A 13,570-nucleotide genomic window follows, 5' to 3' on the forward strand; every position below is an offset into this window, starting at 1 on the left:
CGTCCGCCTGATCGAGTTCATCGCCTCGAGCGATGTGCATCATCGATCTCCCTGTGGCTTCAGCACCTTGGTCGAATTGCGCATCACCGGTACGCCGATCCGCGGATCCTCGATATTGCCCGGCACCGGCGCCGATGGGATCGGCGGCGCCGCGCCCATATAGTCGCGCACCAGCTGATCGATGCTTGGCTCCTGATTGGGCGATTGCCCCGCCTGTTGCAGGCGGAGATAGCCGTAGCGCTGTTCGGTCACGCGACGTGTGTCCTCGGGCGTGCGCAAAATGGTCGGGCGGATGAAGATCATCAGATTGGTCTTGGTGCGCTGCTTGGCCTTGGACCGGAACAGCGCGCCGATCGCCGGCAAATCGCCGAGCAACGGCACCTTCTCGATCGTGCGGCGCTCATCGTCGCTGAGCAGGCCGCCAATGATCGCGATCTGGCCGTCATCGACGGTCAGGGTGGTTTCGACCTCGCGCTTGTTGAGGATCAGGTCGCTATTGTCGCTCGACACCGGACCAGCGATCGAACTGACCTGCTGATGCAAGAACAGCTTGATCGCGCCGCTCGAATTGACCTGCGGGCGGACCTCGAGCTGGATGCCGACATTCTCGCGCTGCACGGTGCGAAAGGCATTGTCGAAATTGGTCGATAGCGCCTGACCGGTAGTGATCGGGATCTCCTGGCCGACCAGAATGCGTGCCGCCTGATTGTCCAGCGTGGTCAGCGACGGCGCCTGGAGCAGGTTGGACGTGGTGTCGGATTTGACCGCATTGATGATCGTGCCGAAAATCGCGTCCTTGCCGAGGTTGAAGGCACCGCCGCCAAAACCGCCGCTGGCGCCAAGGATCGAGCTGAGCGCCGATTGCGCGAGCGAATCGCTGACCGTGCTGTTGGTCGATGTCGTGACGGTGGTACCGTTGATCGTGGTCGTCGTGGTGTTGAGCTGACGCGCGCCGACCGCGCCGGCGATGGTCAGCAGGCTCGGCGCGGAATTGCTGTAGCTGGTGGCGAAGGTCGGAACACCGCTACCGGGCAGGCCGGCGAGCAGGAACTGCACGCCGAGTTTGCTCGCGGTCGCGTCGGACACTTCGGCGACGATCGCCTCGACCAGCACCTGTTCACGCCTTGTATCGAGTTGCCGCACGACTTCGTTGAGCTGGCGCTGCACTTCGGCCGGCGCGGCGATGACGATCGCATTGGCACCGGCGAAGCGCGTGATGACCGATGCGGTGCGGCCGCCCTCGGCAACGATCGCGGCTTGCCCGGTACCACCGCTCGCCGTCGGTACGGCCTGTTGTGGGGGCTGCGCGGTACTGCTGCTCTGACTATTCTGGCTGTTCGCTGCCGTGCCGCCGAAATTGGAGCGCGACAAGGTGTTGGTGCCGCTGGACGAAGGCTGGGTCGGCGTTTGCCCGACAAGCTGCTGCAGCACCGGCAAAAGCTGTTCGGCATCGGCATTTTCGAGGAACACGACGCGGATCTCGGTGCCGTTCTTGGCACGACGGTCGAGATCCTCGGCGACCGCCGCGAGCCGCGATACGGTCGCTGCGTCGCCGCGCAGGGCAATCGAATTGGAACTGGTGATCGCAACCACGGTCGCGCTGGGGCCAGGCGCGGATCCCTGGCCGCCCTGCCCGCCCCCGCCGATCAACGACTGGAGCGCGCTGGCGATCTCTCGCGCGCCGGCATTCTTGAGCGCGACGACGCGGGTTGCGGCGTTGTCGGTATCGACCTGGCGCAGCACTTCACGCACGCGGCGGACATTGTCGGCGAAATCGACCACCACGATCGAATTGCCGCCACGATTGGCGGTGACCGAGCCTTGCGGGCTGACCAGCGGCCGCACTGTCTCAACCGCGGAGGCGGAATCGATCGAGCGCAACCGGATCACCTCGGTTACGAAGCTGTTGCGTGAGGCGCCGCGCGCGCCGACCCGGCTTGGCTGCGACGCGGCATTGTCGGTCGGCTGGACGCGGAAGGCGCCGTTCGAGGTCGGCACCGCGACCAGGCCGTTGGCGCGCAAGGTCGACAGGAAGACCTCGAAATATTCCGAGCGGCTGAGCGGCCGGTCGGTCACCACCGTCACCTTGCCCTGCACCCGGCTGTCGATGATGAAAGTCCGTCCGGTCACCTTGGCCGCATCGGCGATAAAGGCGCGGATATCGGCGTCGCGGACGTTCAGCGTCGTCTGCGCAAGGATCGGCCCGGCGAGGACGCAGGCGAGAACGGGTGCAAGGATCTGTTTTTTCATTGGCCCGCTATCGTGATGACGAGTGGAATAATGGTGTTGCCGCGTTCGACGGTCAGCGACAAATTGCCGCCGCCCGCCAATTGTCCGGCGACGCGTTCGATGTCCCCCTGCCCGGTCACGGCACGGCCACCGATCGCGGTGACGATATCGCCATCGCGCAAATTAGCGGCGCGGAATGCAGCGCCCGAGCCCTGTGAGCGGACAACCAGGCCGGTGACCCGCCCGGAATCGACGCGCGGGATGAACCCGATGTCCGACTGGACCTGTGCCAGGGTCGTGCCGCGTGGCGCGGTGCCGCCCGGTGGTGGTGGCGGTGCGCCACCCGGCGTGCTTGCCGGCGCGACGGTCTGCACCGCGTTCGATTGATCGAGGAACAGGTCCTCCACCGCGCCGCCACGGTCGATCGTGACATGGTCGAACGCGACCGACTTCAATTTGACGCCGGGGATGATTTCCGCGCCGACCGCAACGCTTTGCTGGATGCCGTCCGGCCCGGCGATGATCGCGGAGCCGCCACCGGCGGCTTCATCGATGCGCGTGCCGAACAGAGTGATCTGCAACGAGGTGACGGTCGCTGGCTTGCCGTCGCCCCCGGCGCTGAGGCGGAAGAACGGATCGAACCCGTGCAGGATAGCGGCGGGTGAGCCGGATACGCCAGGTTCGGCCGGCCGCCAATTGCCAAGCGGGCCAACGGGCGTGACGATCACCCAGAGCAATCGCGCGCATTGCACCGCCAGCACCGCGAGCAACAGGAGCTCGAGTGCCGAATAGATATTGGTGCGCGGGAGCCGCCGAAGGATACGGCGCGCGCGGGCGTCGAGTTCGAGGCGCATTGAGAGAATCCCCCGGGGTCGCGCAGGTGCTAAGCGGCCATTGTTACAGTCACACGGCACAAGTGTGAACCTTTTGCGAAAACCTGGCTAACCGGATGCCCGGGCTGGCGAATTCCTGCACCTTTTGGCAAAGCGTCGAGCCATGCAGATGCCTGACCCTTTCACCCCGATATACGGATCCGGCCACCCTTCAGATGCAATGGTCGCGCATCTCGCCGCGCAGCCCGGCGTACAGCGTGTGCCGAGCCCCAAACTGACACTGTTCCTGCGCAAGGCCTTTCTGTCGCCCGACCTGTGTGCGGCGTTGATCGAGCGGATCGAAGCGCAACGTCGCCCCTCGACCATTTCCGATTCGAACGGCGATTCGGGCTTCCGCACCAGCGAAACCTGCGACCTCGATCGCGACGATCCGGCGGTCGCGACGGTCGATGCGCTGATCATGCGCTTCACCGGGCTGGACCCGGCGCATGGCGAACCGATGCAGGGACAGCGCTATGCGGTCGGTCAGGAGTTCAAGGCACATACGGACTATTTCGAACCAGCCGGCCTCGACTATTCCAAATATTGCAGCGTGGCGGGACAGCGCACCTGGACCGTGATGATCTATCTCAACCAGACCGAGGCGGGCGGCGCGACGCGTTTCAAGACGATCGACAAGATCGTCCAGCCCGAAATCGGCAAATTGCTCGCCTGGAACAATCTGCGGCCCGACGGCACGCCCAATCCGGCGACGATCCATCAGGGCATGAAGGTGCGCTCGGGCGTGAAATATGTCGTGACGAAATGGTTCAGGGAGCGGCCCTGGGGCTCGGCGTGACTACGCCATCATCATTCCGGACAAAACGCACAGACGGCTCGGCCGTACTGATCGGCGCTCTACTTCCGCTAACCAGGCCGGGCTGGGTCGAGGCAGGTCGACACTTGCTCGCCGGACTCGAACAGGCGGTTCGCGACGTCAACGACGCCGGCGGGATCGCTGAACGACCACTCGAACTGGTGGTGCGAGACACCGCGGCTGACCCACAAAAAGCGGTCGCGGCCGTCGATGAACTGGATAGCCTGGGCGTGGCCGCAATAGCGGGGGAATATCACAGCGTCGTCGCCCGCACCGCCGCCGCCCGGGCCAACGCACTCGGCCTGCCATTCCTTTGCTCTTCAGCCGTGATCGACGCACTCACCGAACAGCCGACAAAATGGGTCGCTCGGCTCGCCCCGGCACAGTCTCATGGCTGGCGGATCTTCGCTGATTTCCTCCTCGGCGCGGGCCACCGTCGGATCGCTATAGCTGCCGAACCGAGCGTCTATTGGGCAGCAGGCTCGCGCATTTTAAAGGAGTATCTCGCACCGCGCGGATGCACCATTGCCGAAATCGATATGCGTTCGCTCGCCCCGGCGGCGGTGTGCGATCACCTTGCCGACAGTCGCGCGACAGCCCTGCTTCTGCTGGTCGGCCATCCGGAGCCGGCGGTGCCGATCGTCAAGTCCGTCCGCCGCGACGAGCGCCTCGCCGGAGTGCTGATCGGCGCGCCGGCCGGGCAGCCGGAATTCGCCGAATGGGCGGCGTTGCTGGGTGAGGACGGCACCGCGATTCCTTTCCTGCGCTACTTGCCGGAGCGCCTCAGCCCATATGGTGTAAAAGTCGAGACGGCTTTGCGCGAGCGGCTGGGCGAAGCGCCCTCCTTCGTCGCGTTGGAGGGTTATGATTCGATGATCGTCCTCGCCGATATGTTGCGTTCTCAAGGCGTGAACCGGACGCGCATTGCCGAGGGTTGGGCGGGCGTCGCGATCGAAGGCACTCGCGGACCGATCCGGTTTTCCCGCACGCCGGGCAGCGGCATTTGGCAATGGACCTGGCCACCTGTCCAGGTGGTAGACCGGGATCCAGCGGAGCCCGGCCGCTTCAGGATTCTTCACGCTGGCTGAGAGAGTTTCGCATTCCCCCGTCATGGGCGAAATCAATACTCGTGCGGCCGCAGCGATGTCGCTGATCCGAAGATCGAGGCCGTCATCTCCGCCTAAGCGGCGATGACGGCGTTATTCGCTCAGCGGTGATGTCACGCTAGAAGTTGAAGCCGATCCCGAGCGAGAATTTCGCCCCGACATCATAGCGGTTGTAGAAGATCTTGTTGTCGCCGAGCTGCTGATATTCCTGATATTTGGTCGCCAGGATGTTGCGCGCGGTGAACTTCACCTCAGTGTCGAGACCGAACAGCTTGACGCCCTGACGTGCGACGAAGTCGAGCTCGATACCGGGCTTTTCGTAGATGTCGGGCTGGGCCGATGGGCCACGACTGGTGACGCGCTTGCTGGCGTAATTCACCAGGAATGTGAATTGCGACAACTTGTCGGTATCCTCGATACCGATCTGCAGATTGGCGAGATGGTCCGACTGCCCGGTCAGCGGCTGGCCGTCGAGAAACAGGTTCGCCGCGCCTTGTGGCACACCGTTGATGATCGCCAGATCGTCCGCACCGACTTTGATCTTGGATTTGGTGTAGGTGTAGTTGGCGACCAGCAACAAGCGGCGGCTGGAGAAGAATTTGCTGCCCTTGAACATGTCGGCGAGGTTGAAATATTTCTGCGCCTCGAACTCGGCACCGTACAAGGTCGCCTCGGGCGCGTTGGCGAAACTGGTGTTGACCGACCCGTCCGAGTTGAAGGACGAGAAGGTTTCGATCGGACGGTCGATCTTCTTGTAGAAGGCGCCGAGCGTCACGCGCTGATCACGCGCGAAAAACCATTCATAGCGTGCTTCGGCGTTGGTCAGCTTCGAATCGACCAGTGACGGGTTGCCGCGGAACTGGCGGTTCGAATCAGTGTCGAGATAGATTTGCGACACGAGTTCGCGGAACTGTGGGCGCGCGATCGTCTTCGATCCGCTGACGCGAACCTGCATATCGTCGGCCACTTCCCAGGTCAGCGTCGCCGCGGGCAGCCAATAATCATTGTTTAGATTGGTCGAGACGATCGAGCTGGCGCCATTGCCGAACAAATCGATCGGCACGACCGTCTGCTTGGCGGTTTCGTAGCGCACACCCAGATCGACCTTCACGCCGGGGATGATCTCCGCCTTGAGCTGGCCGTAGCCGGCATGAGTGCGCAGCTTGGCCTCGAACGCCGCCGTACCGGCCGAGCCGGACGTTTCGAGCAGCACGATATCATAGGTCTGGATCGTATAGTCCGAGAGCAGGTAATCGGGACGCAGCTGCCGCACGCTGATCGGCAGGTTGCTGCCGCGATAGGTGAAGTCGCGCCGGGTCGAGGTGCGATCGGTATCGGTGAAGGCGTAACCAACCGTGCCGGTGATGCCCGTCGCGAGCTGATAACTGAGATCGGCGCCGGCCGAATAGAGATCCTCGTTCAGGTCACTGAACGATACCGTGGCGACACCCTCGAGATTATTGCCGCCAAGGTCGTTGACGAACTTGTTGCCGGTCGGGTCCGAGGCCTGATTGGTGCGGACATAGGTGAAGCTGCGCTCATAGGGCGCCTCGCGCTTGGTGTTGGCATAGCCACCGCGCAGATCGAGGCTCAACTTGTCGAATTTGAATTCTCCGGTCAGCTGGGTGTCGATCAGCTGGCGTTCGTACCACGCCGTGTCCTGGACCATCAGGTCGCGATCGGCCGAGATGAAACGGTTGCCGACCGCCAGCCGCGCCTGTTTCAACGTGTCGCGGATGTAAAGGTTGGTCCAGCGGATCTTGTTGTCGCCGAATTCGAGACCCGCACCGATCAGCCCGCTCGCCACGACGCGATTGTCGGTGATCACGCGGTTGAAATTGTTATCGGCGATCGACAGGTCGGGCGCGCCGGCGGTCTGCTGCAACGACTGCCGTGTGCGCCAGGTGTTGCTCAGACTGGCCGTCGCGATCAGGCCAAGCTCCGCGCCGCCAAGGTCGATCGACCCGCCGCCGGTAACCTCGCCGGAGAAATTGACCGGCATATTGTCGTTGCGCTGGAGCACGGTGGTGCGCGCGTTGGACAGGCTGGAGGCGAGCAGGCCAAGCTCTTCCGTGGTGTAATCGGCACCGACGGTGATCAGATTGCCGCTCGACAACGCATCCTGAAACAGCGGCGACAAGGTGCGCGTACCGTTATCGAAACCGGTCCAGTCGGTCTTGCTGCCGGCATAGGTATAGCCGAGTTGGCCGGTGGTGACGGTATCGCCGCTAACCGAGCCGCCGACCGACAGGAATGCCTCGCGCGGGATCGCCTTGGTCGTCAGGTTGATCACGCCGCCGCCGAATTCGCCGGGGAAGTTCGCCGAATAGCTTTTCTGCACGAACGACGATGCGATCACGCTGGTCGGGAAGATATCGAGCGGTACGACGCGCTTAAGCGGTTCCGGGCTGGGCAATGGCGAGCCGTTGAGCAAGGCGAGCGAATAACGGTCACCAAGGCCGCGGACATAGACATAGCCGTTACCGACCACGCTCAGGCCCGTAACGCGTTGCAACGCGCCAGCGATATCACCCTCGCCCGTGCGCGCGATATCGGCGCTCGACAGGACCGAGACGACCTGCGGCGTGGTGCGGATAATGTTGCGCGCGCGCGTGCTGGTCACGACGATATCGGGGCCGGGGTCGCCGCCGCCGGGGATCGAGACCTCGATCGGCTCCTCTTGTGGTGCCGGCTGAGTTGCGGTGGCGGGGTCCGCGGCGGGCGTCGCGCTTTGCGTCGGTCCGGTCGGGTCGGCGGTCTGCGCAAAGGCGGCAGGCGACACGAGCGCGGTGGAAACGAGGAGCAAGCTCGCCAGACTGAGCGGCTTCGACATGAATTATCCCCCGGGGTAATTTTCTTGAAAATACGGGGCGGCGCCACCTGGCGCCGCCCCGCTTGGCCGATCAGGTGGTCGGCAGGGTCGTGCAGGCAGCGCTCGTCGCGCCGAAGTTCGCCGTCGCCGAGTTGCAGGTCCAGCCGGCATACCAGGTGTCGGTCGCGTCCTTGACCGCGCCGACATAGCCCGGCGAAACGAAGAAGCTGCCGAGCGTCGCGGCGGCAAAGGCCGGGCGCGCGGTTTCGTTGGCGCCGTTGATATAGCCGTTGGTCAGCGTCGAGGTCAGGTTCGAGATGTTGTTCGTACCCGCTTCGAAAGTGGCGCGTACCTGTGCGTCGGTGACGCCGCTATTGCCGAGGAACGGATTGGCCGGGCAGGACATGCTGACCGATTCGAAGCGCGGTGGGCCGGCTTCATCCAATGCCGGATCCGCGGCACGAAGCGTGTTGGCACGGCTGATGCGCAGGCAAGCCAGGTTGGGGCTGGACACGACGCCGTTGACCAGCGTGTAATCGGCGCTGCCGCGGATCAGGATCGCGGCAAGGTCAGCACCGGTGGTCGACCGCTGAACGAAGGTGAAGTTTGCCAGGCGCGTGTTCTGACGCGGCGTATTTTCCTCCAACGTATTGTCCGAATCTGCTTCGATCATCGCATCGCCAACGCCAGCGCGCTGCACCGCGATGACGTACTGGATGAAACCCTTATAGCCGACGTCGGTGTCGAGATTGTCGTCCTCGTTGCCGGTCAGCACCAGATACTTCATGTTCACCCGACCACCGAACACCTCGATGCCGTCGTCTGAGCTGTTATGGACCTGGATATGGTCGATCACGGTGTCGCTGCCGACGCCCGACGGGGTCAGACCCTGGAGCTCGGATGCCGCCGACAGGATGAAGCCCGAATAGCGGATCTGCACATATTGCATGCGGCCGCTATTGTCGGCCGGCGTCGCGCCACCATAAAGCGCATTGCTGGTGCCTTCGGTGTCGCGCTCGCACGCGGTCGTGCCCGGCGTCGCCAGCGGTGCGAGGCAGTCGGTGATCGGCGCGCGGCCGAGCAGGACGACGCCGCCCCAAAGCTGCGACGTATCGTCGGTCGCCGCACCGGTGACATTTCCACGGCCAGTGAAGATGATCGGACGGGTCGGCGTACCGACCGCGTCGATGCGATTGCCGCGGTTGACCGCAAGGAACGAAACGCCGGTTGCGCCGAATACGACCACGCCCGGATCGATCGTCAGCGTGACGTTGTTGCCGGTGCTCGCCGCAAGCTGATCGGTGCCGACATCGACGCGACCGGGCAGAGAATAGATCACACCGGTCGTGCGCGGAATTTGCGTATTGCTGGTGAAGCGCGCCGGGAAAGCGCAGTTGCGATATTCACCGGTCGGGCCACTGATCGTACCGGCATTGACCAGCTGATCCGTACCCGGAAGGGTCGGGCACGAAGCCGCCGGCGTCACCAGCACGGGCGAGGTCGGCGTGGGAGTTGGGGTTGAAGTTGGGCTTGGCGTTGGGGTGGGAGGAAAGTTGCCTTCGCCCGGTGAGGCGATGTCGCTCGCGCCGCACGCGCCGAGTGCGAGGGCTGCGCAGCTGGTCAACAAAATGAGGCTAGTGCGCTTGAAGCTGGCCATAAAAACTCCGTTCGATCTGTGGGCGGGAGCAGACTGCTCCCTTGGATCGACTCGGTGTTCCCCCTGCCGACCTCTGCAGGGTCGCTAGGGATGATGCGTGACTCCTCGGCGCGCTTTCGAAGACTCTTCGATGACGCATGCATTTCATATTGATGACTGTTGTTGCGGAGATGTGACGGCACACTGAATCAACAGAGCTCACGCCCGGTTCGACCCCGTCTCGCGGAAGGTCTGCATCGAGATGATGGTGGGCGCGGCAAGGATTGAACTTGCGACCCCACCCGTGTGAAGGGTGTGCTCTACCACTGAGCTACGCGCCCATCGCGTGACCGCCTTGGGCGGCGCGCAACGGAAAATGCGTGGCGGCGTCTCTTTTGTCGAAAACCCGCCAACGCAACGGGGCGACGTTTACCGCCGCCCCATTACTTGTGCCTTAAGACAGCCAGCCGGGACTTGTCCAGCCCCGGCAGCGTCATCGACCGTCGATCAGTTGACCGCGTCCTTCAGGCCCTTACCGGCCTTGAACTTCGGCTGTGACGACGCCTTGATCGTCATCGGCTCGCCGGTACGCGGGTTGCGCCCCGTCGAAGCCTTGCGCTTGCTGACCGAGAAAGTCCCGAAACCAACCAGGCGAACTTCGTCACCCTTTTTCAGCGCGTTTGAAATCGCATCGAAAACCGCCTCAACCGCCTTGCTGGCATCGCCCTTGCCCAGCCCGGACGCGTCGGCGACGGTGCCGATCAGTTCTTGCTTGTTCATGCCCAGAAACCCCCGTTTACGAATTACATCAATCAAATGAATCGCGGCGCGAAGCCGGTGACGCAATAAGGCTGGTCAATCGGTGGCTGTCAAAACAAAACGTCATCGAACTGCCGCGAATTTGGCCAGTTTATCGTAACGTTGCCGTAACAGGGGTTCAGTGATGCACCCCGCCACCGATCGGCGCGACGCCGGGAGGCGGCAACGCTGCGAGTTCGTCCGCTTCCGTCCAGTCGATCGCGACCAGCGGCTCGGTCAGCGCGAGGCGCAGAACTTCATCGACATGCCCGACCGGGATAATCTTCAGCCCTTCGCGGATGTTGGCCGGGATCTCGACCAGATCCTTCTCGTTCTCGGCCGGGATCAGCACAGTCTTGATACCGCCGCGCAGCGCCGCGAGCAGCTTTTCCTTCAACCCGCCGATCGGCAACACGCGGCCGCGCAGCGTCACTTCGCCGGTCATCGCGATATCGCGCCGCACCGGCACGCCGGTCAGGGTCGAAACGATCGCGGTAACGATACCGATACCCGCCGACGGGCCGTCCTTGGGCACCGCCCCCTCGGGCAGATGGATATGGAGATCCTTGCGCGCGAAGATGCTCGGCTTGATGCCATAGCTTGGGGCGCGCGCCTTGATGAAGCTCAGCGCGGTTTCAATTGATTCCTTCATCACATCACCGAGCTTGCCGGTAACCTTGGCGCCGCCCTTGCCCGGCACGGTGACGCTTTCGATTGTCAGCAATTCGCCGCCGACTTCGGTCCAGGCGAGGCCGGTGACGGCGCCGATCTGATTCTCTTCCTCGCTCAGCCCGTAGCGATACTTCTTCACGCCGGCGAAATCGGCGAGGTTGTCGGGCGTGACCGTCACGCTCGTCACCTTGCCTTCGAGAATCTGGCGCAGTGCCTTACGCGCCAGCCGCGCGATCTCACGCTCGAGCGTGCGAACGCCCGCTTCACGGGTATAGTATTGGATCAATGCGCGCAGGCCCTCGGTGGTCAGCGTGAACTCGCCGGCCTTCAGACCATGGGCCTCGATCTGCTTTTCGATCAGATGGCGCTGCGCGATCTCGACCTTCTCATCCTCGGTATAACCTTCGAGGCGGATGATCTCCATCCGGTCGAGCAAAGGCTGGGGCAGGTTGAGCGTGTTCGCGGTGGTCACGAACATCACGTCGGACAGATCGATATCGAGCTCCAGATAATGGTCCTGGAACTTCGAATTCTGCTCCGGATCGAGCACCTCAAGCAAAGCGGATGCCGGATCGCCACGAAAATCCTGGCCAAGCTTGTCGATCTCGTCGAGGAGGAACAACGGGTTCGACGTGCCGGCCTTTTTCAGATTGGTGACGATCTTACCCGGCAGCGAGCCGATATAGGTACGGCGATGGCCGCGAATTTCGGCCTCGTCGCGCACGCCGCCCAATGACTGGCGGATGAACTCGCGCCCGGTCGCCTTGGCGATCGACTTGCCCAGGCTGGTCTTGCCCACCCCAGGAGGGCCGACGAGGCACAGGATCGGCCCCTTCAGCTTGTTGGTGCGCGCCTGGACCGCGAGATATTCGACGATCCGGTCCTTGACCTTCTCCAGCGCATAATGATCCTCATCGAGCACCGCCTGCGCCGCTGCGATATCCTTCTTGATCTTCGACTTCTTGCCCCAGGGCAAGCCGAGCAGCACGTCGAGATAATTGCGGATGACGGTTGCTTCGGCCGACATCGGCGCCATCGACTTCAGCTTCTTCAGTTCGCCGGTTGCCTTGCTACGCGCTTCCTTGGACAGCTTGAGCGTCGCGATCTTTTGGGTCAGCTCGGCGATCTCGTCGCCCTCACCTTCCTCGCCTTCGTTACCGAGTTCGCGCTGGATCGCCTTCAGCTGCTCGTTGAGATAATATTCGCGCTGCGTTTTCTCCATCTGGCGTTTGACGCGGCTTTTGATCTTCTTCTCGACCTGCAGGACGCCGAGTTCGCCTTCCATGAAGGCGAACGCCATTTCCAGCCGCTTGGCCGGATCGATCTCGACCAGCAGTGATTGCTTGTCGGACACCTTGACCGAAATGTTCGCCGCGACCGCATCGGCGAGACGCGAAGCATCCTCGATCTCATTCAGTTGCACCGCGGTTTCGGCGGGCAGCTTGCGGTTGAGCTTGGCATAATTCTCGAACTGGTCGATCACCGAGCGCATCAGCGCGGACACTTCATTGCCCTCGGCCACGGCTTCCTCGACCGGCAGCACGGTCGCTGTCAGGTAACCGTCCGTCTCGCCCAGCACGTCCAGCGACGCGCGGGTCTTGCCCTCGACCAGCACGCGCACTGTGCCGTCGGGCAGCTTGAGCAATTGCAGCACGGTCGCGGTCACGCCGAGATCATACAAGTCGTCGCGTTCCGGATCGTCTTCCGACGGATCAAGCTGTGCGACGAGAAAGATTTCCTTGTCGGCGTTCATCGCCGCTTCCAGCGCAGCAACGGACTTGTCGCGGCCGACGAACAGCGGCACGATCATGTGCGGGAACACGACGATGTCGCGCAACGGCAGGACGGGGTAGGACTGGGTCATGAATACTCCGGGGGCGCCTGAACGCGGCGCCGGTCTTCCCTTATATGGTGATGGTTGCCGATCCATCAATCGTGCGATTTGCACGACGCGCCGAACCGTGTTCGGCGGGGCGCTGGCGCTACTTCCAGCAGCGGCGATCGGACGCGGCGCAATCGTCGATCCCGTGGCGCGCACGGCGGCGGCAATGGGCGGACAGCATCTGCTCGACCGGGTCGCGGCGATCGGCTGGCTCGGCGCGGCAGAAGTGGTGACGCCGGAAAAGACATTGCGCCTGGGCGTCGAGACGCGAATCGAACCGTTCGTCCGGGCACGGTCGAACAGCTGGGTCATGACTGAAGGCGTGGCCAAGGCCCGGTCGCTGATCATTGAACCGACGGGTGGCTGGATGGAGCGCGACGGCAAGCGCACCGCCCTGCCTGCGCACCAGGCCCGCCACGAGCGCGAACAATATGGACTGTACGGTTATATGCTGATGCGCGCGCCGACCGCAGCGGCCGGCGACCGGTTGCTCGCCGCGCACCCCGGCCTGCCGCCGGTCAGCTTCGAAACAGGCCCCGACGGACGGCTCAGCACAGCGACTTACACCGTCTTCGCGCCCGATGGCGGCGAGGTGATTCAGGAGCGTTTCACCTTCGACGGCACCGTTAACGACAAAGGACTACGCTGGCCGCGTCGGTTGCGTATCGCGCAGAATGGCGTCCCTTTCTTCACCCTCGTCATCGACCGGTTCATGGTCGAACTCCACTGATCAACCTGGAAAGCAC

At 63.3% G+C, this 13,570-nt stretch carries 9 protein-coding genes and 1 tRNA gene; 3 read left to right on the forward strand and 7 right to left on the reverse strand.

From position 1 onward, the window contains the following. Positions 1-39 precede the first annotated feature (39 nt). Both gspD and G4G27_RS09075 read right to left on the reverse strand, forming a co-directional pair. Entirely contained in the window at positions 40-2,250 is a 2,211-nt protein-coding gene (gene gspD, locus G4G27_RS09070) for a type II secretion system secretin GspD (RefSeq protein ID WP_183113022.1), read from the reverse strand. Further along, positions 2,247-3,083 carry a type II secretion system protein N gene (locus tag G4G27_RS09075; RefSeq protein WP_183113023.1) on the reverse strand — a complete coding sequence of 279 codons (837 nt, stop codon included), beginning with the start codon at positions 3,081-3,083 and terminating at the stop codon, positions 2,247-2,249. Before G4G27_RS09075 ends, gspD begins: the two co-directional genes overlap by 4 nt. Before the next feature lie 148 nt (positions 3,084-3,231). On the opposite strand from G4G27_RS09075, the gene G4G27_RS09080 reads away from it, so the two are divergent. Together G4G27_RS09080 and G4G27_RS09085 are read left to right on the forward strand one after the other, a co-directional pair. Then, the gene (locus G4G27_RS09080) at positions 3,232-3,900 is read left to right on the forward strand and encodes a 2OG-Fe(II) oxygenase (protein WP_183113024.1); all 669 of its coding nucleotides are present in this window, start codon (positions 3,232-3,234) and stop codon (positions 3,898-3,900) included. After that, positions 3,867-5,006, forward strand: a complete 1,140-nt coding sequence (locus G4G27_RS09085; RefSeq protein WP_183113025.1) for an ABC transporter substrate-binding protein — start codon at positions 3,867-3,869, stop codon at positions 5,004-5,006. Before G4G27_RS09080 ends, G4G27_RS09085 begins: the two co-directional genes overlap by 34 nt. 136 nt (positions 5,007-5,142) lie before the next feature. On the opposite strand, the gene G4G27_RS09090 is transcribed toward G4G27_RS09085, so the two are convergent. The 5 genes from G4G27_RS09090 to lon form a co-directional block, all read right to left on the reverse strand. Further along, a complete protein-coding gene (locus G4G27_RS09090) occupies positions 5,143-7,857 on the reverse strand; it encodes a TonB-dependent receptor (RefSeq protein ID WP_183113026.1) in 2,715 nt (904 codons plus the stop codon). Positions 7,858-7,927: 70 nt separating this feature from the next. After that, the gene (locus tag G4G27_RS09095; protein ID WP_183113027.1) at positions 7,928-9,493 is read right to left on the reverse strand and encodes a hypothetical protein; all 1,566 of its coding nucleotides are present in this window, start codon (positions 9,491-9,493) and stop codon (positions 7,928-7,930) included. 245 nt (positions 9,494-9,738) lie between these two features. Beyond that, positions 9,739-9,813 (reverse strand) — tRNA-Val (locus G4G27_RS09100). Positions 9,814-9,979: 166 nt separating this feature from the next. After that, entirely contained in the window at positions 9,980-10,252 is a 273-nt protein-coding gene (locus G4G27_RS09105; protein ID WP_183113028.1) for an HU family DNA-binding protein, read from the reverse strand. A gap of 157 nt (positions 10,253-10,409) precedes the next feature. Continuing rightward, the gene (lon, locus tag G4G27_RS09110) at positions 10,410-12,806 is read right to left on the reverse strand and encodes an endopeptidase La (RefSeq protein WP_183113029.1); all 2,397 of its coding nucleotides are present in this window, start codon (positions 12,804-12,806) and stop codon (positions 10,410-10,412) included. 97 nt (positions 12,807-12,903) lie between these two features. Here lon and G4G27_RS09115 point away from each other — a divergent pair, with 97 nt between their 5' ends. Continuing rightward, on the forward strand, positions 12,904-13,554 hold the full coding sequence (locus G4G27_RS09115; protein ID WP_183113030.1) for a hypothetical protein: 651 nt from the start codon (positions 12,904-12,906) through the stop codon (positions 13,552-13,554). Positions 13,555-13,570 lie beyond the last annotated feature (16 nt).

Origin of the sequence: Sphingomonas sp. So64.6b (genome assembly GCF_014171475.1) — a bacterium.
In the GTDB taxonomy this organism is placed as follows: Bacteria; Pseudomonadota; Alphaproteobacteria; order Sphingomonadales; family Sphingomonadaceae; genus Sphingomonas; species Sphingomonas alpina_A.

Excerpts from the sequence above, each read along its gene's own strand:
- G4G27_RS09105 (WP_183113028.1), bottom strand. The coding sequence starts at position 10,252 with ATGAACAAGCAAGAACTGATCGGCACCGTCGCCGACGCGTCCGGGCTG.
- G4G27_RS09090 (WP_183113026.1), bottom strand. The coding sequence starts at position 7,857 with ATGTCGAAGCCGCTCAGTCTGGCGAGCTTGCTCCTCGTTTCCACCGCG.
- lon (WP_183113029.1), bottom strand. The coding sequence starts at position 12,806 with ATGACCCAGTCCTACCCCGTCCTGCCGTTGCGCGACATCGTCGTGTTC.
- G4G27_RS09080 (WP_183113024.1), top strand. The coding sequence starts at position 3,232 with ATGCCTGACCCTTTCACCCCGATATACGGATCCGGCCACCCTTCAGAT.
- G4G27_RS09085 (WP_183113025.1), top strand. The coding sequence starts at position 3,867 with ATGGTTCAGGGAGCGGCCCTGGGGCTCGGCGTGACTACGCCATCATCA.
- G4G27_RS09095 (WP_183113027.1), bottom strand. The coding sequence starts at position 9,493 with ATGGCCAGCTTCAAGCGCACTAGCCTCATTTTGTTGACCAGCTGCGCA.
- G4G27_RS09075 (WP_183113023.1), bottom strand. The coding sequence starts at position 3,083 with ATGCGCCTCGAACTCGACGCCCGCGCGCGCCGTATCCTTCGGCGGCTC.
- gspD (WP_183113022.1), bottom strand. The coding sequence starts at position 2,250 with ATGAAAAAACAGATCCTTGCACCCGTTCTCGCCTGCGTCCTCGCCGGG.